Here is a 26,122-nt window from a genome sequence, read left to right as displayed (position 1 = left end):
AATAATTACTCTCATCGGGTGAAGCAAGACTGGGTTCAAAACATTTATTCTCTAAATATCAAACATGGGCAAAGAAGTAGTAAGTTTACAGCGTCAAAAATATTATAAGTATTATTACTGTTTTTATTTGAAAATCTTAAAAATGATTTATGCGTTCCCCAGGCTAGAGAGACATAGTTATGTATGTTTCTCTAGTCTTTTACTTAAGTAAATATTTTATACTGTCATTAATTAAATTTTTCCGAAATTGTAGTGACGATCGCTGAATCTATTGAGTATTGATAGATCAAATACCACTCCTTCACTAGGGAGATCCTATGTCATTGCAATCTGCATTAAATGCCTTAAACCAAAAACGTTATCAAGAAGCGGCGGAATTACTCGAACAATTCTGCCGCGATTGCGCTGAACACAATTCTTCAGATTATCTTTCAGCACAGATGTGGCTGATCAAAGCCTATCAAGCCACAGGCGAAATTGAAAAAGCCAAGGCCCTGTGTCAAAAGCTAATGATGAGTGAAAACCCACAAGCTCGCAGTTGGGCAGAACAAGCTAGTCAATCCCTTTGCCAAACACCATCTAACGTTAGCCAAAAAGCTGGTCGCGCCGCCACAACTGGGATGAAATTAGCGATGGGGGGAGTGGGTGGTAGTTTGGCGTTAGCTTCTGGTGTCACCATGACCTTGTTGTTTGGCATGGTGTTGGCTTTAGGTTTGAGCTTAGTATTTATTTTGGGTAGCGATAATCCACTCCAAGGATTAGCGATCGCTATTGGTATTACCCTAGTTTTTAATATCGCTGCCTTTTTCATATCTCCATTCATCATGGACTTAACTCAAGGCTGGCTTTACCAAACTCGCTGGGTAGAGTTGGCAGAAGTTGAAACCCTCAGTCCAGAGACAGCTAAAGTTATTCGCCAAGTCTGTGAGCAGAAAAAGCTGAAAACGCCTCGTTTGGGAATTATTAACGACCAAAACCCCACGGCTTTTACTTATGGCTCATTGCCGAACAGCGCCCGCTTAGTCGTCAGTCAGGGACTTTTCACATACCTCGATGACGATGAAATTGCTACCGTCTACGCTCACGAGCTGGGGCACATCGTCCACTGGGATTTTGCAGTGATGACAGTAGCTTCTACCTTAGTGCAAATTTGTTACTTGATTTACAGTACAGCCAGAAGATTTGGGCGCGGCGGTGGCGATAGCAAAATTAAAGATGCAATGCAAACTGCTGCCTTGGTTGCCTACGTGTTTTATGTCGTCGGTACTTATCTACTGCTGTACCTCTCTCGCACACGAGAATACTTTGCTGACCACTTTGCAGCCGAAAGTACGGGTAATCCCAATGGATTATCCCGCGCTTTAGTAAAGATTGCTTATGGAATATTAGAAGAAGGTTCGCGGACACAAGAACCCAGCCGTTTAATTGAAGGAACTCGCGCCTTGGGTATCTATGACCATAAAGCCGCCGCTTCCACAGGAACCGCCTACCGGATTGCATCCGATACTCAAAAAGTTGGTCGCGTCTTTCTGTGGGATATGTTTAACCCTTGGGGCTGGTGGATGGAGTTAAATTCCACTCACCCCTTGACAGGCAAACGAGTTCGTGCACTAAGCAACTATGCTGAACAATTGGGTTTACCGACTGAGTTTGATATGGGGCGAGTTATTGGAGAAGGTAAAAGTCTGAATAAAAGTAGGCTTTACGGCAACTTCTTTTTAGATGTTGTATTGTACGGCGCTGAAACAATTGGTTTCTTCGTTGGCTTGGTAATGGGTGTGATTCTGTGGTCAAGTTCCCCAAATACAGGTTTAGTATTGGGTGCGCCACTAATTGGCTTAGGGATTGGAATTCTCATCAAAGCCTTGGTGATGTTCCCCAATTACAAACAAGCACCAGAAACCGATATTCTCACCCTGATGTCAGACGCTTATGCCAGTCCGTTGCGTGGACAATCGGCAAAACTTGAAGGTCAACTAATTGGTCGTGGTGACGCTGGTTATAAATTTGGTTCCGATTTAAAAATTCAAGATCGTAGCGGAATGCTTTATCTGCATTACGCCTCACGCTTTGGCCCTATCGGCAATTTTCTGTTTGGGATGAAGCGAGTCCAAAGCTTGATTGGCGAACAAGTTGGGGCTGTGGGTTGGTTCCGTCGAGGTGTTGCGCCTTGGATGGATCTAATTCAACTCCAGAGTAAAAATGGCACCATTGTCAACAGTTACCATCGCTTCTGGTCATTCATCCTTGGCGGTGGATCGATTATGCTGGGAGTGGTCTTGGCTATGTTTTTGAGCCGCAGCTAGCTGAGTTTCTAGCCTGCTGTCAAAGCATTTCTCAGTCCATCCAAGCTTTAATTTGTCAGGAGGTAGTTAGTAACTGCCTCCGTTTTTTTTAATAAGTCAAAATTGGCACAACCAAGTTGCTGATTAACAACGAACATGATATTTGATACAACGTGGGCATGATAAATAGATTATGCACACAAGCTTAAGAAAATTCTGATGATAAATGCGATCGCTATTAGATTTCGCCAACTTATGGCTGGGAAAAACAGCCCGATTGGCAGATATGACTCAAAAAACAAAATCAAGCTTTCTTTAGCACTGTATACCTGCATAGGATTAATAGGTGGAATTCTGACATTGTTATTAATCGCGTCCCCAGGAGTAGCGCAAAAACCACAACTCCAACAACCGTTATTAGTAGCTACACGAGTTATACCGCCTTTTGTGATACCAGACAAAGGTGAGCTATCGGGATTTAGTATCGACCTCTGGCGCAGCATCGCTAACCAAATAGGTGTAGAGTCTAAATTTATTGAATATTCCTCTGTGCCGGAACTGCTTTCTGCTATTAAAGACAACAAAGCCAACTTGGGAATTGCAGCTATCTCGATTACAGCCGAACGCCAGCAGAATTTTGATTTTTCATTACCCATTTTTGCTGGGGGGCTGCAAATTATGGTGAGAAACGCAGACAGCAACAAAAGTGCCTTCCCAAATCTTTTGCAATTGTTTTTCTCTACTAGTCTCTTGCAGGTAATAGGCATTGCCCTAGTACTAATTGTAGTAGCAGCCCACATTATTTGGTTATCTGAGCGTCATCACAAAGATGGGATGATTCCCAAATCATACTTTCCTGGCATTTTCAAAGCCTGTTGGTGGGCAGCAGCCACATTAGCAACCCAAGCTGATGAAATGCCCAAAGGAGTAATGGGACGCCTAGTAGGTATTATCTGGATGTTCATCGGAGTACTTTTTGCCGCCTACTTTACAGCCAGCGTGACTACCTCATTGACAGTGCAACAACTTCAGGGTGATATCAGGAGCATAGACGATTTACCTGGCAAGATAATAGCTACAACTGGGGGTAGCACAGCCGCCGCATACCTGCGAGAACATAAGATTTCAATTCTAGAAGTCCCCAAGATTGAGCAAGCTTACAATGCTCTGCAAACAAAAAAAGCTGATGCTGTGGTGTTTGATGCGCCTGTACTCCTCTTTTATGCTGCCAATGAAGGCAAAGGGAAGGTAGAGATTGTTGGCAGTATCTTGCGTGAAGAAAGCTACGGCATCATTCTGCCCAATAACAGTCGCTACCGCAAACCAATTAATCAGGCTCTGCTGAGTCTTAAAGAAAATGGCACTTATCAATCGCTATATGATAAGTGGTTCAGTGCTGAAAAATCTTGAAGAAGGGAATTGGGAGTGGGGAATGGGGAGTGGGGAGTGGGGAATTTGAGCCTTTGAGCCTGAAGCTTGAGTTTTTGAACCTGAAGCTTGCACCTTTGAACCTAAAAGTTGCACCTTTGAACCTGAAGCTTTAAGTTCTAAGCCTCCCCAGTCCCCAGTCCCCAATCCCCATTCCCTATTCCCCATTCCCTACTCCCCACTCCCCTGTTGAGCAAGTTGAGCTTTTGCCTGTTGCCAGAGAGTTTCTAACTCATTCAAACTGTAATCAGAAAGAGGACGGTCAACAACCGCCTCCATTTTTTCTAATCGCTGCACAAAGCGCTGATTTGTGCCTTGCAAAGCGGTGCTAGGATCGAGATTATGCCAACGGGCTAGCTGAATAACTGCAAATAGTAAATCGCCTAATTCTGCTTCTTGTCGTTCGGGTGTTTCCTCAGCTAAAGCTTGCTGGAACTCTCCCAACTCCTCATGAAACTTATCCCAGACCCCCTGAATATTTTCCCATTCAAACCCGATCGCCGCAGCCTTTTGAGAAATCTTCATCGCCGCCGTCAGTGGGGGAAGGGTACGTCCATAACGAGCGAGTTTAGCACTAAATTTTTGCGTATCTGGAGATGCTTCGCCCTTTTCCGCAGCTTTGATTTGTTCCCAATTTTGCCGCACCTCATCCACACTTGCCACGGACACATCACCAAACACATGAGGATGGCGGCGAATCAACTTTTGGGAAATCCCCTGAGTGATTTCCTTGAGAGAAAATTGCCCAGATTCACTAGCGATTTGGGCTTGTAATACCACCTGTAATAATAAATCGCCTAACTCTTCTGCGATCGCATCCTTATCCCCACTCTTAATCGCATCCACCACCTCATAAGCTTCCTCAATCACATAAGGTGTCAGCGTTTCGGGAGTTTGAGCCAAATCCCAAGGACAACCACCATCAGGCTCACGCAACTTCGCCACCACCTCAATCAACTCCTGCAACGCCGCCAAACTCTCATTTTTATCTTCCATACCTCTGCGTACCTCTGCGCTTCCCTTAGCGTCCCTTTGCGTTAAAAAAAATTACTTCTTCACTCTCGGTCGACGACCGCCACTCCTGACTTTCCGCCTCTTAATTTTGCCACTAGGAAGCAACCCCCGAACCCCCTGTTTTTGCACGCGTTTGTATGCCGATCCCCCCCAATCGCTCAGAGAATGACTCATCGCACCGAGTTCCAACCCTAAAAACAGGGCGATATATTCAGTATCGTAATCCACGAGCGATCGCCCCACAGTTTGTCCCAAATCCTGCCAACTAAAACTCAGATTCCACAACCTTTGGGCAATTACCAAAATGAAAATTGCCAAAATAGCAAGCAAACACCCCAGATAAAGTATCCGCAAAATCGTGCCGATAATCGGCCCGTGGGATAAAAAAGAACGATGGCGGAGACTTTTTTGATAAGGTAGCCAAATCCAGCGTAAGAAACCCCAGCGTTGGAATTGCACAGAGTAAATATCCAAATCAGGGCCAAACATCAGCCCGCCAAAGAGAAACCCGCCTGCAACCAACAAAGTCGCATTGCTACTGCGAGTCTGCCAGAAAGTAACGCCCGCCACGAACGGCAGAGCATACATAGTAATGCGATCGTGCGTCCGACCAGAGGGCATCCTAAATCCTGAGTAACTGAATACTGAGTCAGTATAAGAGAAAAAAAGATTTTCTTAAAACTACTAGCGCAATGCGAAATGTTTTGCTATATTGGTTAATGATTAGTCAAACGGGCGGTTAGCTCAGTTGGTAGAGCGCCTGCCTTACAAGCAGGATGTCATCAGTTCGAGTCTGGTACTGCCCATACTTCAAAAGCCGCAAAGATTGCGGCTTTTGAAGTATGGAGTCGTAATCTTGTTTTGCGATTTCCGGTAATATTACTGTGCCAAATTACCTGAAATTACCTGAAATCACAGAGCAATTTTAGATCAAATTTAGTGCAGTGAAACTGACCATTGAGATAATCAACGAGCGCTTAAAATTAGCCAAAATTGGAGTAGCAGTACAGCAAAGGGGACTCACCTGCTTGGTAGTGGGCATACAGCGTGATGGCAACTTACGGACTGCGCGATCAGAAATATTCTTTTGTAAAATCTCGACTGTAGCGCCTCACATTTGCCATGTGCTGGAGGGTAAAACAGGAGAGCGAATTTGCTACCTTTCCTTATAGTAGATGGATAGGCAATGCCTGCGGCGGTAAACTACGCTTATGGAAAGCAAGCAGTGAGCGATCGCTCCTTGCTTCTACGGTGGGGGAGAAGAAGGCGATCGCACTCTGCATGTAATTGGCTTATGAAAAAATTTTTCAGATGGTCACGCGTATAATGGAAAATTATTCAGGTATTGAGGCGATTAATACGACAAGTTCAAGGCGAAAGTAAGTTCTGTTCTATAAAACGCTACTACTCGTCCAACAAACTATGATTTTTTGAAGCGAGTTCTGCCAGTTGGAATCGCAAGGACTTACGGAAATTTTTTGCTTGCCTGTTGGTCAATCCCTCTGGAGTAGATTCTTCATCTAATCCAGTGATGCCGCAATGACCCTTTGCACCTGGACGACGATCCTGGATCTTCTTGCCGTTAGACTCCTGAAATAAATGCACCCAGATAATATTCAATAGCCCTGAATATTTATTGTTTTCAGCAACAACTTCAATGTTGCGAACTTCAGCAACATTCAAGCAAATAACTAGCTTGCACGGTGAATTTTCTTGCAAGAAGCTATAGGCTTGTTCTGCTGTTGTTAAAGATTCGTCCCAGACGCTTAAGTGAGGAGGAGGCGTTTTCTTGTCTAGGGAAGAAAGCTCGAACGCTTTAACTTCATCTAGCTGAATTGCTAGGACGTTTCCTTTTTCCCGATAGTCCTTTGGCACATTAGATAAACGAAGTACACGGCAACTGTTTGGAAGTGGGGTTAAGTTGCGCTTTGGTGTAAAAATATTTGGTAAATCACCAAGCAAAAAGCGCAACTTTCTCAAGAACTGCGGCAGAGAACTCTTGTTCAAGCGTCGTGTCTTCTCCCCATACTTCACTAGTATTTCTGTTCTGGTAAAAGAATTCTAGCGCTTTGTTGCTAAAAATTTCACACTCAAAATAATGTTCGCCTTTTGACCAAGCATACATGAGATTATCGCTTTGACCAGGGCAAGCATCTGGTACTTCTAAACACAATCCTTTTAACAAGAAATATTCTTTTAGCTTTTCCCATGTCTGCCAAGCGGTATCAAGCACTGATATTGTAAACCCGTCTATGCCAGTAGAATTTGCTTGAGGTCGCAATGTGTCAAGATACGCTTTAAGCTCTTGATGACGGTGTTCACTATTCTCATCGAATTTCTTTAGTAATCGCTGGATCGGTGAATATGTTTGATTAGAAGGTTGAAATACCTCACTATCGCAAAAGACGGATTCAGTCCTTTGAAGTGAATAGCCAGCTATTTTAGATTGGTACTTCCAATCTCTCGCAGATGAAGTGCTGCCTTTCTCAAAAATTCCAACGCCCGTTCCTTGAAAAACTGGTGCAATTTGACCACCACTCTCTCTCAGGAGAAGCTCGTAAGGAGCTAATTTTTTGTATTCATGAGAAGGTAGTGTTTGTTCCGAATTGGAATGCCTATTTTTCGCATAGTAAGCTTTATTTGACACCGAACAGACTCCTTGTATTATCAGTTATCAAGTTTTCAAATACTTGTCTCTGTCTCTGTTTTAATTCATGCAAATTGGAAAGTGCTTCTTCGAGAGATAGAGGCTTTTCTATCCAATCTTGGGAAATATCCAAATCAAGCATAAAATCAGCTTGTCCCTCACGAACTTCAGCATCTGTCAAAACTATTACTAGCCTGATTGGGATATCATCATAGATTGACTCGATTCGAGTCACGAATCCTGACATATTACTTGGGATGCCATCTGGTATCTGAGGAGATGAGGTAAAATACTCCTCTAGTTGAACCACATCTACAAATGGAATAACTATTCGATTTATGTAACGGAGGGCAATACGTGTCACTCCAACAGGCTTGGACACCTCTAAATAAGCTTCGAGTGCCTGATCAATTCTTTTTTTAAAATCATCCCACCCCTCATAAGGGCGAAGACTATGGACGCTAAGTAAATCAGGCCCTACGCCTACTAACCTTTTAGTGTCTACAGACGAGAACAGCAGCTTGGTAAGACTAGTCCTTGTTGTAACTTCAGGATTTGCGGGCATTTTCCCAGCGAAGATTTCAGCTGCTATCAAATTCTGTTGCCGCGGCTCACCTGGATAAAAATCCCTTATTTTTTCATAGACTAAACCTGGCACTGTAAGATTCCATTCCGTACTAGGAGCGAAACGGAACTCACAGACCGCTTCTTCTATTGGTGGATTAAGATAGTCGCCGCGTGTCATAAATTACCCAACTGCAACATAACCTCACGTTTTTAGTAAAGTACAAATTTAAGAGTAAAAATAACGATTCCTGTTTACTAATCTTAAAATATCTCTGTCCGCTCTTATAAAAAGTTTTTCATAAACTTCAACAATGGCGCGGTACTCATTATCTTTGCTACTCGCAGTTATTCATGATGTCAGTAACCTGGTTTTAACCCCAGTAGTGCCAGTGACTTGAGAAAGTGCGATGAACCGTTGACTCGCCGACCCCTACAATACTTGCAACGTCAACGGTTCTGAGTCCTTTTTTTTCTCTTAAGTCTTTAACAAAGTTTGGGGGTTTAAGTCCCCTGTCTCTATAGACAGCAGGTTTTGTGTCGGGGTTAAATCCCCGTTACAAAACGTAATTGCGAATTACGAATTGCGAATTGGTTTAATAGCAACTGCTACTTGCACCGCCGCCAACAGTCGCAGCCGTAAACGGATTTGTAAGAAATTACAGATTCTGGCTGAGTTGGTAGGGCAATTCCCAAACTAAGCCGCGCCAGATACCCAGTGATGACCAGATAATTCAGGTGCGATCGCCGTCGTGACTTTGAATTGGTGTTACATCAAAGGTTGAGCAATACACGCTCTCAAAGCTGCTCTTGAAAGTCAGGAGTAATTGTGGTATTGGGTAAATGATATTACACAGCAAAACGTTCTTGGTTCAGGGGAATGGTAATTAAAAACCAATATGACTACATTGTGATTGGTGCAGGTTCGGCAGGCTGCGTTGTCGCCAACCGGATGACAGAAGAACCTGAAACCACTGTGTTGTTACTCGAAGCAGGCAAAGAGGATACAAAACCGGAGATTCAAATCCCGTCGGAATGTACAAACCTACCAGGCTCCGAGGTGGACTGGGGCTATTTCTCTGAACCAGAACCCTACCTGAATAACCGCAAAATCTTTTGTCCCCGTGGCAAAGTCTTGGGCGGCAGCAGTTCGATTAATTTCATGACTTATATTCGAGGTAATTATCACGATTATAACCACTGGAGGGAATTGGGAAATCCCGGTTGGTCGTACCTTGAGATATTGCCCTATTTCAAAAAATCTGAGAACCAACAACGAGGTATTTCCAAATACCACGGTATAGATGGCGAGTTGAGCGTGACCGATGTCATTTCCCCATCTGCAATATCCCAACGATTTGTAGATGCATGTGTGACAATGGGTTATGACGAAAATCCTGATTTCAACGGAATGCAGCAGTCAGGTGCGGGGCCTTTTCAGGTGACTATCAAGGATGGTAAACGACACAGTACTGCTGCTGCATTTCTGGTGCCAATTCTCAAGCGTCCCAATTTGACAACAATAACTGGAGCGTTAGTGACTCGGTTGCTTTTTGAGGGAACTTGCACTGTTGGGGTGGAATATCTGCACGAGAACATACTGCACCAGGTCAGGGTCAACAAAGAGGTGATTTTAAGTGCTGGCGCGTTCGATTCGCCCAAACTGCTGATGCTTTCCGGCATTGGCGATGCAGAGTACCTGCAAGCAATGGGAATTCCGGTCGTTGTTGATTTACCAGGTGTCGGACAAAACCTCCAAGACCACATTTGCGTTTCTGTGCCATACGAGGCGACTCAGGATTTACACAGTAATGGGATCGCTGAAACTGGATTGTTTTTGCATAGTCAGGGTCATCTAGACGCTGCGCCAGATTTAGAGCTGATCTTCGCTCCCATTTTGAGGGTACCTCCTGGCTATCCCAACTCTGGTTTAGGTTTCACGGGTATAATGGTTTTGACTCATCCCCAAAACATTGGCAGTATCAGTCTGCGTCCTGCCGAAGGCAGCAGCGCTGACGCTCGTTCGCCCTTGGCGTCTCCCCTTGGGAGAAGACTCGCTACCGCTTCGCTAACGCTATCGCCCGATCCCAAAGATACACCAATGATTCGGCTGAACTATCTGCAAAGTCAATCCGATGTGCAAAAGCTAGTTGACGGGATTAAATTAGTACGCAAATTGTTTCATACTAGTGGCTTTGATGAGTTTCGAGGCAGAGAAGTTGCGCCTGGTGCAGATGTGACTAGCGATGAAGCACTCGTTGCATACATCCGAGAAGTTTGCAGTACTGTGTATCATCCTATCGGCACCTGCAAAATGGGAACTGATCCAATGGCGGTTGTAGACCCCGAACTACGGGTACATGGGGTTAAGGGGTTGCGTGTCGTCGATGCCTCAATTATGCCAACTTTAATCACGGGACATACGAACGCGCCGACAATTATGATCGGCGAAAAAGCAGCCGATTTAATTAAAGCCGCTCTTCGCGTTTCACAGCAAGTAACTTTATTCTAGTTATTTCTAAAGTATTCCGGAAACAGCAGGGAATGTCAGAAAAACTAAATAAAAGGACTTACTGAGTAACCAGGTCATGACCTACCACATAATCGGTAAATTACTACAAGGGCGTTACCAAGTTGTCCAAAGCCTCGGTGCAGGGGTGTTTGGACAAACATACATTGCTGTAGACGTAGATTATCCAGAGAATCCCAGATGCGTTATTAAGCAGATTAAAGTTAGCAGTTCCGAATCGGGCTACTTGGAGATGTTGAGGCTGCTGTTTCTGACAGAAACCCAAACCCTCAAGCTTCTGGGAAGCCATGACCAAATTCCTGAATTCATCGCCTGTTTTGAAGAAAACGAGCGATTTTATTTAGTACAAGAGTGTATTGAAGGACATGCGCTGACTGCGGAATTGCCCATCAATCAACAATGGGGCTGTTTATGGAGTGAAAGCGAAGTTGTAGAATTTTTGATCGATGTTTTAGGTATTCTAGAATTTGTCCACTCTCAAGGCGTGATTCATTGCGATATCAAACCGGAAAACTTGATTAGACGTACTGTTGATAACAAGTTAGTTATGATTGACTTTGGCTCAATCCAGTCGATCGATTTTGGCATAGGTGCAGAATTGCCTATTTATAGAATTCCCGTCACTTCATTGGGATACATACCGCCAGAACAATTTATTGGTCAAACACAGCCCAACAGTGATATTTATGCTTTGGGTATGATTGCCATTCAGGCTTTAACGGGGCTAGAACCACTACAATTAAAAACCGATCCTTCTACTAATGAAATTTTTTGGCGTTCTCAAAACACGCCAGTTAACGATTATCTAGCTGCTGTTCTCAGCCAAATGATCCGCTACAATTACCAAGACCGCTTTCAGTCTGCGGGTGAAGTGTTGCGGGTACTCAAACAAATAATCTGGGAACCTCAGCCATCAGAAACATTAGAGGAAAATTCTCAATTTACCCTTGAAGTAGCGAAAAATCCGGCGTCTGGAAAATCATCCCCATTATTAACGGGAATGAAAGTAGGATTGGCAGCTAATTCTTTAGTAATGGGATTTGGTGTATATTCTTTAGTTAATACTGCACCTGCATATTCAGAAACAGATACTTTATATAAAGCAACAAAAGAATATCAAGCAGGGGATTTGGAAGAAGCGATCGCACTCGCTAAATCAATTCCCTCTTACAGCAATGTTTATCCAGAAGCACAAGCTACAATTGAAGAATGGCAAGAGCAATGGCAAGTAGCTGCACAGCAATACGAAATAGCACAACTAGCTTTTAATGAGAGCAGATGGTCAGATGTTCTTCATGCTGCTAGGAAAGTTCCAAAGATTTTATATTGGCAATCTAAAACAGATAAAATAGTTCAGCAAGCATCGGTCAACATTGAAGCACAGACGCAAGATTTATTAGCGAAAGCCTACGAAAAAGCCGCTGAAAAAGATTTTTCTGCCGCCTTACAATATCTGCGTCAAATTCCTCAAGAAAGTCATGCGGGTGCTTTAGTTCAAGACAAGTTAGCTGAATACAATCGAAAGCGGCAGATTAGAGCAGCCTACTTTTTACAAAAAGCGTATAAAAAAGCATCTATTGGTGATTTCAATCGCGCTGTAAAATTTCTCAGAAATATTCCCCAAGATACTCTAGTTTATGCTCAAGCTCAAGTCAAATTGAATGAGTATACTCAAAAACAACGCATATTGATTGACAATCAAAAAATAGCTTCTGCAAAAAGAACAAATTTCTTCGTCCCGAAAAACTCAATTACTAAAGTTGAATATCTTCAAGGAGCAAATTATCTTCAAGAAGTTAATATTCGGTAAATTTATTAATTTGTAATGACCAAAGAAAAAAAGGATACAGAGCAAGTCAATTTATTTATCGAAAAGAAAAAATGCAAAGCAACATTAATTCAAGCCCCCGGATTTATCCGTGGGGCCTTCAATTTTGAATGCGTGAATTTCGTTTCATAAGTATGTCGCAGTGTTTCAATATCAACTTGACTAGGTGGAAGGCGATCGCTATCACTTATTATTCCAGCATTGTTCACAAGAATATCAAGTTTTTCGAATTCGCTCTCGATTTGTTTAGCCGCAGAGTTGATTGTTTTTTGGTCGCTCACATCAAGTTGAATTGTTCGAGCATCGATCTGGCTGAAACGAAATTTATTCGCCGCTTCTTGACCACGTCCTATATCTCTTGAACCAATAAGAACAGTCGCACCTCTAGAACCTAGTTGGCGGGCAATCTCATACCCAATACCTTTGTTTGCACCTGTAATCAGCGCAACTTTACCTTTTAAATCTTCTGACATATTACTTTTCTATTTTGATTGACCCTGACAACTGTTACTATCTTTGACCAAGTTTAGTATACAAGTAGTGTCTATTAACACAACATTCAAGAGTGATTGGCTGTCATGTTTGCACTAGTAGTAATTCACACCTTAGATAGCTGTTGCGATAATATTTGCAGCTTAAAGTAGCAATTGACTCAAAAATTCTTGAAAAAGGTAGATATGCAAACCAAACAGCTTGGCAATTCGGAGCTTAACATTACCCCAATCGGCTTTGGTGCTTGGGCGATTGGTGGAGGTGGATGGGCTTTTGGCTGGGGAGAGCAAAATGACCAGGAATCGATCGCAGCGATCAATTGCGCTCTTGACCTCGGCGTTAATTGGATTGATACCGCAGCTGTCTATGCACCAGTCACTTCATTGCAACCGCCTTATTCGCTGGTTAAGCGCGATGTCGAAAAGGAGATTTTGCCTTTTTGTCAGGAAAACAACATAGGTGTGATTGTTTATTCACCGATGCAATCTGGTTTGCTTACAGGAAAGATGACACCTGAGCGGGTTGCCAATTTCCCAGATAATGATTAGCGCAAAAATAATAGTGAATTTCAGGAGCCACGTCTATCTCGTAACCTAAAGCTAGTCGAGGTTTTGCAGCACATTGGTCAACAACACGATCGCTCAACAGGTGAAGTTGCGATCGCTTGGACTTTAAATAATCCGGCGGTGACTGCGGCGATTGTTGGCGGACGCAATTCCAAGCAGGTGGAAGGAATCATTGGTGCTGGAGAATTTCGTCTCAATCAGCAAGAACTAAATGATATTGACACTTTCCTGAGCGAGAATCCATAAAATCTCTGGTGGAAAACCTCACAAACCCCACGGCTTTAGCCAAGGGTTTATTCATACTTTTATAGCACAAGCCTTGTTGATTAGGACATCAACAGTAAAACTTAGACACAAAAAGACTTTTCACCCAGTTCCCAGTTCCCAGTCCCTTGCTATATTCAGCAACCGCTAAAAGTTCTTTCACTTTGTCGCTACACCGATAATATCAGGACTAACAATTGGCAATTGTGCATCAAATCGCTCATAATTGATGCTACTAAAACCAGCTTTGCCTAATGCTATCCAAGTTTCTCTATCTGGATGACAACCATTACCTATCACTTTCCCAATCGGACTAATTGTGTTTTGTAGTTGTCGCAATAAACTTCCTTGAGGTGCGGCAACATGTTCAATAAATAAGAAGCGTCCACCTGGTTTAAGTACTCTTAAAATTGCCTGCAATGTATAATCTATATTCGGCACTGAGCATAAAACCAATGTACTAATAACAGTATCTATGCTGTTATCTTCGGCATCTAACCATTCAGCATTACCAATGCGGAGGTCGATGTTTAAACCCAGTTTTTCTGCTTGTTTTTGCAGAGAAGAATGCGTCTGTGAATTTGGCTCAATTCCTATCCAATGGATATCTTTAGGATAGTAGGGTAAGTTAGTGCCTATTCCGGGGCCAATTTCTAACACTTTACCTTGGAGATTAGCAAAAAGAGAACATTTGCGATCGCTAATAATTTTATCGTATTTGCTAGTACTTGAACCCATCATCGAAGCAAGAAAATGTTTACCAAGGTTTGCAAAAAGATTATTTTTTGAATCTCCAATAATTTGGTTTACAGTCATTATCTATTTCCTAATTTTTGAGCCGAGGAATTGGGGTGCTAAACAATCATTTCTAGCCTCAAGGTACAATACTTCGTGTTTCTTGTACCTCACCCATTAGACTCACCTGATAGGATGAATTTAATTAACGTATTATGCGTAGCGACTGACCGCAAGATATCACACAAAGGACAAAAGGATAGAGGCGTCTATATATAGGGCGATGAGCGATCGCTTGAGAAAAGCTAACATAACTGCGGATGTTATAATCCAAAGTGGGTTTTGCAAAAGAGCGTTTATTAGACTCCAATTGCTCTAATGAAGTACGAGATCCCAAATTTGGCAGCGGTCATAACTGAAATTGTACAACGAATAGTGACATAAAAATTAGCTGAAAACAATTATTTCATTCAAGAAAAACTATGAGCTTTAAACTTCAAGCTTTGCAACTTCCGACTCTCCAGAAAAAATCCGAAGGGCTAATTGTAACTGCTTGGCAGAAATTTCTTTTAGATTTCGACTTCGCGATTGCTGCCGTTGATGGAGATTTTGGGAATATTACAGCTCAAGCAACTCGCGATTATCAGACTAGTAACGCTTTAACAGTAACGGGAATTGTCGATACTGCTACTTATAAAAAAGCGATAGAGCAAGGTTTTGCAATTTATTTTGCTATCTATACCGATGCTGGAAAAAAATTCTTAGCTTATCTTAACTTTGGAGAAAATGAGGTTAAGGACTTACAAAAAAGTTTAACAGCGATCGGTCGTTTGAATCCGCCGTTAATAGCTGATGGGGACTTTGGCCCCAACAGTACAAAAGGACTAGCTGAAACTTATAAAATAAGAGACATCAATTTTCGAGCCGAATTAGCTCAACAGCTTTCTGAGACAACAAAAACCAAGCTTGGCATTGATTTGGAGTTGGCTTTAAACAACATAACTGAATACGCTAAAAAATTAAGACAACGACTGAGTGGAAAAGCCTGGGTTAATTTTTTCCCAGACAGCGACTTAATTGATGATTTAGCTTCTCCCTTCCGTCAAAAAGTACAAGCTTTTGAGCAAGCATTAAAAAATGCTGGAGCTAATATCAGTATATCTTCAGTATTCCGCCCCTCAGAACGAGCTTATTTAATGCACTATGCTTTCCGTATTAGTAATAATGAAATTGCTGCCAAAGATGTTCCACCGATGCCTAATGTAGATATTAATTGGCTACATTACAGCAATGCTGGTTCTGTCCAAGCTGCTAAAGAAATGGTGTCTGTTTATAATATTGCTTTTCGACCTGTTCTTACCTCTCGTCATACCCAAAGATTAGCAATTGATTGGGAAATTACTTGGTCAGGAACCTTAAGTATCAAAAACGCTAGTGGAACTACAGTTAGTATTAATCAGCCACGAACGAGTTATGAAAATTCTACTTTATGGCAGGTTGGCCGTTCTTACGGTGTGATTAAATTATCTAGCGATCGCCCCCACTGGTCTAATGATGGACATTAATGGATGGAGGAACTGCATATATGGAGAACGCAGTTCCAAAGTTCAAAGTGAAATTATTGAAGAATAATTCAGGAGTTGAGCAACGAAAGCTCCACCAAGGCTTCAGAATAACTCTTTGTGGGGGATTTCTATTTGCATCTCCCAACCTCTGCATATTCTTTGAGTACGGTAAACCGTATTTGCTCGTTAGTTCCCAAAGATTAATTAAATTGTTAAGTTTAGTTACATAAATAAGTAAAAAAATGCTGTAAACATTGCTAGACAGGAGAAATTATGAGAAGCCCTAGTATCCTTGACGATCAAGACAAGCTGAACAACTTTGTGTCACCGTTAGCAAGTCTTCTCCCTTGGCTCTAGCGCCAAGGGCGATAGCGAAGCGTAAAGCTTTCTCTTATCTTTCAGAGACGCTAACGCGAACGCCAACGGCATGGCAACTCTTGGAGATGCTGCGCGAACGTTTACTTAGAGCGAGTCCGCAAGCGTCACAGCCCATCGTTGACATTGCTTAGATTGGACGAATACACCAGCATTTTGACCAGTCTTTAATCAAGTTTCTCAAAGCGTTAAGGAAAATGAGAAACAGGGGAGGCTGGGTAAAACCAATGCCCAATGCCCCATACACAATTTTCAAGTTAGTTTTCATTTTAAGGATTGGTAACATCTATGGGAATTAAAGAACAGCCTAAGTCACCTCGGTTTCGGATCGTTGCGAATATATTACTGGCAGTATCAGGGCTATTCCTGATCTTAAATTTATTTTTGCCCGGTTTATTTGCTTCTAGTCCTGCTGGTGTTCCCTATAGTCTATTTATTCATCAAGTACAGGAAGGAGAAGTCAGCCGCGTTTCCGTTGGTCAAAACCAGATTCTTTTCCAACTAAAAACAGAAAATTCCCAACCGGGCCAGGTGTTTGCAACTACACCAATCTTTGATTTAGAGTTACCCAAACTCCTAGAAGAAAAGGGAGTTGAGTTTGCTGCTACACCGCCACCCAAAAATACTTGGTTTACAACCCTCTTAAGTTGGGTGATTCCACCACTGATTTTTATTGGTATTTGGCAGTTCTTTCTCGCTCGTGGTGGTGGCGGTGGCCCTCAAGGTGCGCTTTCCATTGGTAAGAGCAAAGCTAAGGTTTATGTTGAAGGCGAATCTGCTAAAATCACCTTTGCAGATGTGGCTGGGGTAGAAGAAGCAAAAACTGAGTTAGTGGAAATTGTAGATTTCCTCAAGACTCCGGCACGATTTACGCAAATTGGCGCTAGAATTCCCAAAGGTGTGTTGTTAGTTGGCCCTCCAGGTACTGGTAAGACACTTTTAGCGAAAGCCGTAGCAGGAGAAGCAGGAGTTCCATTTTTCAGCATCTCTGGTTCTGAGTTTGTAGAATTGTTTGTCGGTGTGGGTTCTTCTAGAGTCCGAGATTTGTTTGAACAGGCCAAAAAACAAGCTCCCTGTATTGTATTCATTGATGAATTGGATGCGATCGGGAAGTCTCGTAGCAGTAACGGCTTCTACGGTGGTAACGATGAGCGAGAACAAACCCTCAACCAATTACTAACCGAGATGGATGGGTTTGCGGCTGGGGATGCAACGGTGATTGTGCTAGCAGCGACCAACCGCCCCGAAACCCTAGACCCTGCATTGCTGCGTCCAGGTCGCTTTGACCGCCAAGTGTTGGTAGATCGTCCCGATTTATCTGGTCGTGAAGCAATTCTCAAGATTCACGCTCAAAAGGTAAAATTAGGAGATGATGTAGATTTAAAAGCGATCGCTACTCGTACCCCTGGTTTTGCTGGCGCAGATTTGGCAAACTTGGTAAACGAAGCTGCATTATTGGCAGCGCGCAATCTGCGTGAAAGGGTTGCTCAAGAAGACTTTGCCGAAGCAATTGAGCGGGTAGTTGCCGGTTTAGAGAAGAAGAGTCGCGTGATGAACGACACTGAGAAAAAGATTGTTGCCTACCATGAAGTTGGTCACGCAATGGTCGGGGCGCTGACAACAGGAAACGGTCGTGTAGAAAAGATTTCGATTATTCCTCGTGGGATGGCTGCTTTGGGCTACACTCTGCAATTACCAACTGAAGACCGCTTTTTGATGAATGAAGCAGAATTGCGGGGTCAGATTGCAACTTTGTTAGGTGGACGTTCCGCAGAAGAGGTTGTGTTTAACAGTATTACCACAGGTGCTTCCAACGATTTGCAACGAGCTACTGACTTGGCAGAACGGATGGTAACAACTTATGGTATGAGCAAAGTCTTAGGGCCACTGGCTTACCAACAAGGACAACAAGCAGCATTTTTGGGTAATGGTGCGCCGAATCCCCGACGGGCGGTGAGTGAAGACACATCCAAAGCCATTGATATCGAAGTCAAGGAAATCGTAGAAACAGCCCACGAACAAGCCCTAGAGATTCTCAGACAGAATCGAGACTTGCTAGAAGCGATCGCTACTCAACTCTTAGAAACAGAGGTTATTGAAGGCGAAAAACTGCACAGTTTATTGAGTCAAGTGAAACCCATAGCTAATTCGTAATTCGTAATTCGTAATTCGTACACAAGAGGAACGCAGAGAATAACTTTGCGTTCCTCTGCGTTAAACCTCTGCGTTCCTACCCTCCGGGAAGGCGTTCGCGTAGCGTCTCGTAGAGAAGCGCCTATGCGTTTTTAATACTCTGGAACTGAAGGATCGATTTCTCGACTCCAAGCGGTAATTCCACCTTTAACATTCGTCCCCACAATCCCGGCATCCTTGAGAATGGCAAGAGCTTTTGCCGATCGCCCACCCATCTTACAATGAGCAATTAAGCGGTGGCCGTTTAATATTTCCTTCACCTTAGCAACGCCATTTCCATTTTCAATGTCTGGTAAGGGCACCAACACTGAACCCGGAATCTTAGCAATGTCGTACTCATGGGGATTGCGGACATCCAGCAGTACAAAATCCTTCGCACCACTATCCAACAACTCTTTCAAATCCTTAACAGTCATTTCTTGACTTTCCATCTGCTGTTTTGCCTCCTCTGCCTTAGCTTGTGGAATCCCGCAGAATTCTTCGTAGTCTATCAGCTTTTCAATCACTGGGCGAATCGGGTTCGGACGCAGCTTTAACTCCCGAAATTTCATATCCAAGGCGTTGTATAGCAGCAATCGCCCGCTGAGAGTGTTGCCTTGTCCCAGAATGATTTTAACAGTTTCGGTTGCTTGGATTAAACCAATAATTCCTGGCAAAATTCCTAGTACGCCACCTTCTGCACAAGAAGGAACCATCCCTGGTGGTGGTGGTTCTGGGAAAAGGTCACGATAATTCGGGCCACCTGCGTAATTAAATACAGTAGCTTGCCCTTCAAAGCGTAAAATTGAACCGTAGACGTTGGGCTTATTCAGCAATACGCAGGCGTCGTTAACTAGATATCTGGTGGGGAAGTTATCAGTACCATCCACTACGATATCGTAAGGTTGAATCAGCTCCAGGGCGTTTTCGGAAGTTAGGCGGGTTTCGTATAAATCAACTTGACAATAGGGGTTAATCTCGTGAATGCGGTTTTTTGCCGATTCAATCTTGGGTTTACCCACCCAGGATGTCCCGTGAATTACTTGGCGTTGCAGATTGGAAGTATCGACAACATCAAAATCGACAATCCCGATGCGTCCAACACCCGCCGCCGCCAAATATAAAAGTAGTGGTGAACCTAATCCACCTGTACCGATACACATTACACTAGCGGCTTTCAGGCGCTTCTGTCCTTCTAGTCCTACTTCCGGTAAAATCAGGTGTCGGGAGTAGCGTTCGTAATCGTCTTTAGTCAACTGGATTTCGTCCAGATTGGGATTGAGCATAGCAGTTATGATGTGGGAAAGCGGAATATTAATCCTATCGAAAAACTGGATCTTATACAGACAGGACTTACGCAAGATGTGGCTGAAAACCTGATTATTGCCTAGCGGTAATTGATGAATTACCGCTACTTTCATTATGTTTTGCGTAAGTCCTAATAGAAATAGGAATCGAAAGACGAATTTTCATCTGTGATAGCAGCGAAAACCGCGATGAGTGACTGTCTTTAAACTAAGCCAGTTATTTTATATTTTCAATTTCCTCTGCTTGAAACTGATGAGTATCATCAAGGCTCCAACTTTTGAGTTCTCCAGCTTTGCCGTTTTGGACGGAAACTATTATATACGAGTATCCCTGCCAAGCGTATAGGCGATCGCATTCTGAGGGTATAGCAGGATGATCTGGATGAGAATGAAAAATGCCGATAATGTTGAGTGAGCGATCACGTGCTTCCCTTTGTGTTTTTAACATAACTTCGGGTGCGATCGTATATTGCCGTCTTTTGCTTTCTGTTATGCCTTCCCCTGGAAACTCAGCCGCCGCTTCTGTATTCCAAGCATTTTCTGTTGGCATGACTTCTACCACAGTTTTGCCCTCATTAGCCAGATAGCCTAAAATTATACCACAGCACTCATCTGGGTAAGTGCTTTCGGCATGGGTGCGGATGGTTTGCAAGTGTTCTTGGCTAAGTTGAATCATGTCTGCGTTTGTAATTGTAGCAACTTCTAATAATTTTTGCTTAGATACAACATTATCGGCGTTGCTGAACCAAAATATGACTTGTAGCTAAAGAGCGGCAGCTGTACTAGTAAAAAATCGCGGCTCAAAATTTAGTAATAGTGATATAGTTACTGCAATCGGTTCTGATGAAGAGCAGCCATCGGACGCAAGGGGGAAAGTTCGGTGCAAATCCGGCGCTGTCCCGCAACTGTAAACCAAAATTAGGTAAGTCAGGATGCCCGCCGGTTAGAATCAATTCGTTTACATAAATCTGCGAGGTACAGATTATGAAAAGAAAACAGGCGTTAGTCAGTCTAACCCTGATGGGAGTTATCAGTTTTTATCTAGTAGTTGGTTTACCCAAACCCGCTTATGCCATGCACATTATGGAAGGTTTTTTACCAGTGCAGTGGGCAATTTTTTGGTGGGTTGTGGCATTACCTTTTTTTCTACTAGGATTGCGTAGTCTGACTCGCATTACCCAAGCTAACCCACAGCTGAAACTACTACTAGGCTTGGCTGGTGCTTTCACTTTCGTGTTGTCAGCGTTAAAAATTCCTTCTGTCACAGGTAGCTGTTCTCATCCTACGGGGACAGGGTTAGGTGCGGTGCTGTTTGGCCCCCTTACTATGTCGGTTTTAGGTAGCTTAGTATTGTTGTTTCAAGCTTTGTTACTAGCGCATGGCGGCTTGACGACGCTGGGTGCAAATGCTTTTTCGATGGCGATCGCTGGGCCATTTGCAGCTTATTGGATATATAATTTAACAATCAAGTTGGGTGGTAAAGAAAAAATTGCGATATTTCTAGCAGCTGCGATCGCAGATTTACTCACCTACATTATCACTTCTATCCAACTCGCCCTAGCTTTTCCTGCACCTGTTGGTGGGTTTATTGCTTCATTTACCAAGTTCGCCGGAATTTTTGCTATCACTCAAGTCCCCTTAGCAATTAGTGAAGGATTGCTAACTGTATTGGTGTGGAACTGGCTGCAATCTTATAATCCTCAAGAATTGGAATTGCTAAAATTAATCAAACGGGAACCCCAAGGAAATGAATCAATCTAAAAAAGGGTTGAGTAACTGGCTGTTGGTAGTAGCTGTATTAGCCTTAGCAGTTGCACCGTTAATATTTGTGCGTGGTGGCGAATTTGCCGGTTCCGATGACAAAGCAGAAAAAGCAATTACTGAAATTCAACCTGGATATAAACCCTGGTTTAAATCATTTTTTGAACCCGCTAGCAAAGAAATAGAAAGCTTATTATTTGCTTCGCAAGCAGCTTTAGGTGCGGGAGTAGTCGGTTATGCAATTGGGTTGTATAAAGGACGTTCTCAACAACAAAAACGTGAAGAATGAGCCTGCAAATAGACACTTTAGCTTACACTAATCGGCTGCGAAGATTGCCACCAGAACATAAACTGATTTTTGCATTTACTACTCTTGCTATTTCCCTTGCAACCCATCCGCTAGTGCAAATTTTGATAACGCTTTGGATGAGTACTTGGACAGTTATTTATGCAAGAATTCCGGCTGGAGTTTATTTTCGGTTGTTAATGTTCACCATAGTTTTTTGTTTGACGAGTTTACCAGCTCTAATGGTGAATGGAGTTGCCATTCCTGATTTACAAAACGTCAAATTAGATTCGTGGTATGGACTAACTCTCGGACACTTCTATATTTATATCAGTCATAGTGGCAGTACCCAAGCATTGGGAATTTTAACTAGAGCATTAGCCTCTGTTTCTTGCTTATATTTTCTCATGTTAACTGTCCCTTTCACGGAAATATTACAAACTCTGCGTTACTTGCGATTTCCAGTCCTGTTAACCGATTTATTATTACTAATGTATCGGTTTATTTTCATTCTGCTGAACACAGCCAGTGAATTATGGACAGCACAAAATTCTCGTGGTGGCTACTGTACTTGGCGTAATGGAATGAAAAGTTTAGCACTACTAATTGGACAACTATTACAGCGAACCTTACAACGATATAATCAGTTCTCTCTCGGATTAGAAGTACGGGGTTTTGTAAGTGAATTTCAAGTTTGGCATCCCAGGCGCTATCGTCCTCAAGTGCGATATATCATCGAAGCCATTTTCGGCTGTGTAGGATTAATAGGATTAGAGTTTTGGCGAAATGCAGGAATATTTACTCGAATTTGAGCAGATACATTACACCTATCCCGGTGCACAACAATCAGCTTTAAATGGTCTAACATTGAAGATTCCATCAGGTCAAAGATGTGCATTAATTGGTCAGAATGGTTGTGGTAAAACGACACTATTTTTATTAGCTAATGGTCTATATAAACCTGATTCTGGCATTGTGCGTTGGTGTGGTGAACCATTAAATTATCATCGAAATTCTCTTGCTAAATTAAGGCAGAAAATCGGTTTAGTATTTCAAGACCCAGAACAACAGTTAGTAGCTTCTACTGTTGAAGAAGATATATCTTATGGCTTGTGTAATTTGGGTTTACCAGAAGCAGAAATTAAAGACCGAGTAGAGCAAGCATTAGTTGAATTTGAACTGACTGTTTTAGCAGAAAGACCAGTGCATCATCTGAGTTTAGGGCAAAAAAAGCGAGTTTCTATAGCTGATGTGATGGTACTACAACCAGAACTGTTGGTGTTAGATGAACCTACTGCCTATTTAGATGTCAAGCAGACTCGAAACTTGATAGCAACTTTGAAAAAAATTCATCGAAATGGAACAACTTTAGTAATGGCAACCCACGATTTAGATTTAGTCTATCGTTGGGCAGATTGGGTTTTTGTCATGGATAAAGGGCAACTGATGCTCGAAGGTAAACCACAAGATGTATTTAACCAGCGCACACTTTTAGAAGAGTTAGAGTTGGGCGTACCATTGATGTATGAGATGTTATTTGATGGGTTATCTGCTGAGTCAGCAGTAGTTAGAGAACGAGTGCGACAACGGATATTAGAGTCATTTCGCAATTTTTCCTAATTATACTCTAAATTGCTTTTTTTCATGAGAGTGATGCAAGAGCGCTAAGTCTTTAGCCGCACACGATATGACCAAAGAAAAAAAGGATACAGAGCAAGTGAATTTATTTATAGAAAAAAATGCAAAGCAACATTAATTCAAGCCCCCGGATTTATCCTGGTCGTGCTTCAATGCGTGAATTTTGAATTTTGAATTCCCCGCAGGGGTTGACTCCTACTCTATTGTTGTGAATCATTATCAGAATCTTCTTGTAGATTCTGTTGTTCCGGCAAGCCACGTATTCGATTCATCTGAGTTAAAGCATATCGTGCTGTTGCTTGCACATCGGCATCTGGGTCTTCTAGCGCATGGCGCAACATCTGACTCATTTGACCCATCATGTCATAAACGCGCGTCAGGTCACGGATGGCATTTTGCCGCACTTGTGGACTTTCATCTTGAATTGAAATTGCTAAAGCACGGTTCATCGGTTTGAGTGTGCGGATGCCAATTTCTGACAAAGCTGCCAAAATTAAGCTACTTTCTTGAGAATCAGCATCAATTATCAGGTCAACCAGATGCTGAATTGCCCGCGAATCTCCCTGCTGACCCAAATCCCAAATAGCCTTACGCCGCTTCGTTGGGTCAGAACTGCGTAAATCTTGAATTAATTCGTCAACGATATTGAGTTTAGCAAGACGGGAAGTTTTTTCTGGTAGCAGTAATTGTGGGGAAAGTGGTGGTGTAGTTGTTTGTAAACTGGTGACAGTTTCCAGTAAAGGTGGTGTAATCAGGTTTTTGTTAGCTTCACTCAAACTTTTAGGCTCCGATATTTCGGACTTTTGCACTTGCTTTACCTTCTGAAACCACCTCAACAGATAAATAAGTGCGCCAGTACATCCTAGAACTCCAATGGCAAATACTAACCACCAGACAAAACCTCTCTCGGATGGTTTGGGATTTGCAGAAGTCGGAGCAATAGAGGTAACTTTTGGAGAGGTAACTATTGGAGAGGTGACAAACTGCTTTTTAGCTGTCAAAGCTGCTTGCAGTTTCTCCTGAGTCGCCGGGCCAGCAATCCCATCCAATTTTAAACCCTTTACTTTCTGGAATTTAGTTACAGCGATTTCTGTATTGGCGTTGTACTGTCCATCTACCACACCACTATAGTATCCCAACTGCTTTAATTGGGTTTGTAGTCTCTGCACATCTGATTTTCGACTACCATATCTCAAAACAGCCGGACTAGGAGTAACTGTCGAACTAGCTTGTGCAAGTTCTAAAATTTTAGGTGCTAGGTTAAGTGTGGCTGCGCTTGAGCGATTTGGGTAAAAACCCACGCCAGAAAAACAGGTAAATATCAGAATTGAAAAACGGCATAGCCTCATATTGCAAGTTTCAGCCTGAAAGTGCTTTTCAAGTCTTCGATACCACAATAGCTTCTAGACGACCAAATGTTAACTGTCATTTTTAATTGGGAATTGGGAATTGACATGGAGCATTGGCAAAAAGGAGGCAGGAGGGAGAAGTTCTTTAATTTTAAATTTTTAATTTTGAATTGATTTCTCCCTCATCTTTCTACTTAATTACTAATTACGAATTATTTTAACAAGTTAGGGTAATATTTCTGGTTCAGATTCTCTAACTGCTAGACTTATGGGGTTCAATTTTTTAGCAGATGCTTCTAAGACTGGTTGCTGTATATTAGCTAGTTCGCCGACAGTAACTGTGTCGTTTTGTCCTGCTAAAGTATCACGTTGGTTAATGAGATAGATGCTGATTAAAGTGAGAAATACTCCTACCCACTGCAACGGACTGAGGACTTCTGAGAGGAATAGATTGCCGAATAGTAGCGCAAAGACGGGTGTCAGGAAGGTGAGAGAACTGAGACTTGTGAGACTGCCACTAGAGGCAAAGTAGAAGAATAATCCATAAGCGATCGCACTGCCAAATACGGTAGCATAACCCAAAGCCATGAAATCAGATCCTCCCAGATTCTCCCACTGCTGGGATTCAACAACTGAAGAAATTCCCCATAGTGGCAATCCGCCTAAAATCATGTGCCATCCTGTAGCGCTTACAGGGTCAGCATGTCGGCAGACAAACCGAATCAATACTGTTCCCACTGCCATTGATAGCGCTGCTAACAGCATTAACCACTCGCCACTAGCAAATAAATCTTGCCAGTTGCCAATTGTAATATTTGCGCCTGAGTCGAGAAAATGTAAAATCCACTCATCAGGTAAGCCAATTAAACTAATGCCTGTGATGCCCAAGCCTAGCCCCAGCCATCCCCATAAACCGATGTGTTCTTGGAATAGCCACAATGACAGCAAGGCAACAGCCAAGGGTTGCGAGTCAATCATCACAGACCCCAAGCCTGCACTAGTTCTGACTAATCCCTCTGCCAAAAAGCCTTGAAACAGCGTCCCATCTACTAGAGCAAATAAGCCAATCCACAGCCATGCAGCCCAACCCTTCGGCTGGGGTTTACCTATGAATGCTGCTGCAATCAGAATTAACATCCCTGCTGGTATCAGACGCACACCTGCCATGAATAGTGGTGTGGTATGGGGTATCACTCCTTTCATGGCTACCATTGCCGTCCCCCATAGGAAAAAGGGGGCGATTAACAACAAGGGGGCGAAGGGAAGTCGAGATGCACTGAGTTTCAGTTGCATGGGTTTGCTGATGCCTTTGTTTA

The 26,122-nt window shown here is 42.8% G+C and carries 22 protein-coding genes, 1 tRNA gene, 1 pseudogene and 1 riboswitch; of the genes and pseudogenes, 13 read left to right on the top strand and 11 right to left on the bottom strand.

All coding sequences use genetic code 11. The annotated features are described in order from the left end of the window. Positions 1-317 precede the first annotated feature (317 nt). A complete protein-coding gene (locus RMY63_RS05135; RefSeq protein ID WP_322727668.1) occupies positions 318-2,306 on the top strand; it encodes a zinc metalloprotease HtpX in 1,989 nt (662 codons plus the stop codon). 198 nt (positions 2,307-2,504) lie between these two features. After that, positions 2,505-3,695 carry a transporter substrate-binding domain-containing protein gene (locus RMY63_RS05130; RefSeq protein WP_322727667.1) on the top strand — a complete coding sequence of 397 codons (1,191 nt, stop codon included), beginning with the start codon at positions 2,505-2,507 and terminating at the stop codon, positions 3,693-3,695. A 189-nt stretch (positions 3,696-3,884) separates the two neighbouring features. Here RMY63_RS05130 and mazG read toward each other — a convergent pair whose 3' ends face one another. Both mazG and RMY63_RS05120 read right to left on the bottom strand, forming a co-directional pair. Then, positions 3,885-4,709, bottom strand: coding sequence for a nucleoside triphosphate pyrophosphohydrolase (gene mazG, locus RMY63_RS05125; RefSeq protein ID WP_322727666.1), 825 nt, complete (start codon positions 4,707-4,709; stop codon positions 3,885-3,887). Positions 4,710-4,760: 51 nt separating this feature from the next. Then, positions 4,761-5,348 carry a metal-binding protein gene (locus RMY63_RS05120; RefSeq protein ID WP_322727665.1) on the bottom strand — a complete coding sequence of 196 codons (588 nt, stop codon included), beginning with the start codon at positions 5,346-5,348 and terminating at the stop codon, positions 4,761-4,763. Between the two features lie 112 nt (positions 5,349-5,460). Between RMY63_RS05120 and RMY63_RS05115 the strand changes: the two genes are divergently transcribed. Next, positions 5,461-5,533: transfer RNA gene (locus RMY63_RS05115), tRNA-Val, on the top strand. Between the two features lie 316 nt (positions 5,534-5,849). Then, positions 5,850-6,014 (top strand): hypothetical protein, encoded by a 165-nt coding sequence (locus RMY63_RS05110; protein ID WP_322727664.1) that lies wholly within the window; start codon positions 5,850-5,852, stop codon positions 6,012-6,014. 117 nt (positions 6,015-6,131) lie between these two features. Here RMY63_RS05110 and RMY63_RS05105 read toward each other — a convergent pair whose 3' ends face one another. The 3 genes from RMY63_RS05105 to RMY63_RS05095 form a co-directional block, all read right to left on the bottom strand. After that, positions 6,132-6,602, bottom strand: a complete 471-nt coding sequence (locus RMY63_RS05105; RefSeq protein ID WP_322727663.1) for a hypothetical protein — start codon at positions 6,600-6,602, stop codon at positions 6,132-6,134. Between the two features lie 76 nt (positions 6,603-6,678). Continuing rightward, positions 6,679-7,374 (bottom strand): hypothetical protein, encoded by a 696-nt coding sequence (locus RMY63_RS05100; protein WP_322727662.1) that lies wholly within the window; start codon positions 7,372-7,374, stop codon positions 6,679-6,681. Then, positions 7,364-8,119: a TIGR04255 family protein gene (locus tag RMY63_RS05095; RefSeq protein ID WP_322727661.1), complete on the bottom strand. Its 756-nt coding sequence runs from the start codon at positions 8,117-8,119 to the stop codon at positions 7,364-7,366. The genes RMY63_RS05100 and RMY63_RS05095 overlap by 11 nt, the downstream gene beginning before the upstream one ends. A 699-nt stretch (positions 8,120-8,818) precedes the next feature. Between RMY63_RS05095 and RMY63_RS05090 the strand changes: the two genes are divergently transcribed. Together RMY63_RS05090 and RMY63_RS05085 are read left to right on the top strand one after the other, a co-directional pair. Further along, the gene (locus RMY63_RS05090; protein ID WP_322727660.1) at positions 8,819-10,450 is read left to right on the top strand and encodes a GMC family oxidoreductase; all 1,632 of its coding nucleotides are present in this window, start codon (positions 8,819-8,821) and stop codon (positions 10,448-10,450) included. Positions 10,451-10,526: 76 nt separating this feature from the next. Beyond that, positions 10,527-12,278, top strand: coding sequence for a serine/threonine-protein kinase (locus RMY63_RS05085; RefSeq protein ID WP_322727659.1), 1,752 nt, complete (start codon positions 10,527-10,529; stop codon positions 12,276-12,278). A gap of 89 nt (positions 12,279-12,367) precedes the next feature. On the opposite strand, the gene RMY63_RS05080 is transcribed toward RMY63_RS05085, so the two are convergent. Further along, complete coding sequence (locus RMY63_RS05080; protein ID WP_322727658.1) at positions 12,368-12,769, bottom strand: SDR family NAD(P)-dependent oxidoreductase; 402 nt, start codon at positions 12,767-12,769, stop codon at positions 12,368-12,370. A gap of 204 nt (positions 12,770-12,973) precedes the next feature. On the opposite strand from RMY63_RS05080, the pseudogene RMY63_RS05075 reads away from it, so the two are divergent. Continuing rightward, a pseudogene (locus RMY63_RS05075) lies at positions 12,974-13,600 on the top strand (aldo/keto reductase). A 177-nt stretch (positions 13,601-13,777) separates the two neighbouring features. On the opposite strand, the gene RMY63_RS05070 reads toward RMY63_RS05075, so the two are convergent. Beyond that, positions 13,778-14,434, bottom strand: a complete 657-nt coding sequence (locus RMY63_RS05070) for a class I SAM-dependent methyltransferase (protein ID WP_322727657.1) — start codon at positions 14,432-14,434, stop codon at positions 13,778-13,780. A gap of 401 nt (positions 14,435-14,835) precedes the next feature. Between RMY63_RS05070 and RMY63_RS05065 the strand changes: the two genes are divergently transcribed. Both RMY63_RS05065 and ftsH4 read left to right on the top strand, forming a co-directional pair. Next, positions 14,836-15,918 carry a peptidoglycan-binding domain-containing protein gene (locus RMY63_RS05065; protein WP_322727656.1) on the top strand — a complete coding sequence of 361 codons (1,083 nt, stop codon included), beginning with the start codon at positions 14,836-14,838 and terminating at the stop codon, positions 15,916-15,918. Between the two features lie 663 nt (positions 15,919-16,581). Next, positions 16,582-18,447: an ATP-dependent zinc metalloprotease FtsH4 gene (gene ftsH4, locus RMY63_RS05060; protein ID WP_322727655.1), complete on the top strand. Its 1,866-nt coding sequence runs from the start codon at positions 16,582-16,584 to the stop codon at positions 18,445-18,447. A gap of 131 nt (positions 18,448-18,578) precedes the next feature. On the opposite strand, the gene moeB is transcribed toward ftsH4, so the two are convergent. Then, positions 18,579-19,751, bottom strand: coding sequence for a molybdopterin-synthase adenylyltransferase MoeB (gene moeB, locus RMY63_RS05055; protein WP_322727797.1), 1,173 nt, complete (start codon positions 19,749-19,751; stop codon positions 18,579-18,581). A 238-nt stretch (positions 19,752-19,989) separates the two neighbouring features. Beyond that, positions 19,990-20,448 (bottom strand): M67 family metallopeptidase, encoded by a 459-nt coding sequence (locus RMY63_RS05050; RefSeq protein WP_322727654.1) that lies wholly within the window; start codon positions 20,446-20,448, stop codon positions 19,990-19,992. A 142-nt stretch (positions 20,449-20,590) separates the two neighbouring features. Then, a riboswitch (cobalamin riboswitch) is annotated at positions 20,591-20,731 on the top strand. 25 nt (positions 20,732-20,756) lie between these two features. Here RMY63_RS05050 and RMY63_RS05045 point away from each other — a divergent pair. Genes RMY63_RS05045 through RMY63_RS05030 form a run of 4 tightly spaced genes read left to right on the top strand, consistent with a single transcriptional unit; the run spans position 20,757 to position 23,439 of the window. Then, entirely contained in the window at positions 20,757-21,533 is a 777-nt protein-coding gene (locus RMY63_RS05045; protein WP_322727653.1) for an energy-coupling factor ABC transporter permease, read from the top strand. Next, positions 21,520-21,822, top strand: coding sequence for an energy-coupling factor ABC transporter substrate-binding protein (locus tag RMY63_RS05040; RefSeq protein WP_322727652.1), 303 nt, complete (start codon positions 21,520-21,522; stop codon positions 21,820-21,822). The genes RMY63_RS05045 and RMY63_RS05040 overlap by 14 nt, the downstream gene beginning before the upstream one ends. Further along, positions 21,819-22,631 carry a cobalt ECF transporter T component CbiQ gene (gene cbiQ / locus RMY63_RS05035; protein ID WP_322727651.1) on the top strand — a complete coding sequence of 271 codons (813 nt, stop codon included), beginning with the start codon at positions 21,819-21,821 and terminating at the stop codon, positions 22,629-22,631. Before RMY63_RS05040 ends, cbiQ begins: the two co-directional genes overlap by 4 nt. Beyond that, positions 22,606-23,439 carry an ABC transporter ATP-binding protein gene (locus RMY63_RS05030; RefSeq protein ID WP_322727650.1) on the top strand — a complete coding sequence of 278 codons (834 nt, stop codon included), beginning with the start codon at positions 22,606-22,608 and terminating at the stop codon, positions 23,437-23,439. The genes cbiQ and RMY63_RS05030 overlap by 26 nt, the downstream gene beginning before the upstream one ends. A 218-nt stretch (positions 23,440-23,657) precedes the next feature. On the opposite strand, the gene RMY63_RS05025 is transcribed toward RMY63_RS05030, so the two are convergent. Together RMY63_RS05025 and RMY63_RS05020 are read right to left on the bottom strand one after the other, a co-directional pair. After that, positions 23,658-24,806 carry a peptidoglycan-binding protein gene (locus RMY63_RS05025; RefSeq protein WP_322727649.1) on the bottom strand — a complete coding sequence of 383 codons (1,149 nt, stop codon included), beginning with the start codon at positions 24,804-24,806 and terminating at the stop codon, positions 23,658-23,660. 225 nt (positions 24,807-25,031) lie between these two features. Beyond that, entirely contained in the window at positions 25,032-26,099 is a 1,068-nt protein-coding gene (locus tag RMY63_RS05020; RefSeq protein ID WP_322727648.1) for a DMT family transporter, read from the bottom strand. Positions 26,100-26,122 lie beyond the last annotated feature (23 nt).

It is taken from the genome of Nostoc sp. ChiQUE01b, assembly GCF_034531255.1.
In the GTDB taxonomy this organism is placed as follows: Bacteria; Cyanobacteriota; Cyanobacteriia; order Cyanobacteriales; family Nostocaceae; genus Nostoc.
This window is presented reverse-complemented; position numbering and strand designations above follow the sequence as displayed.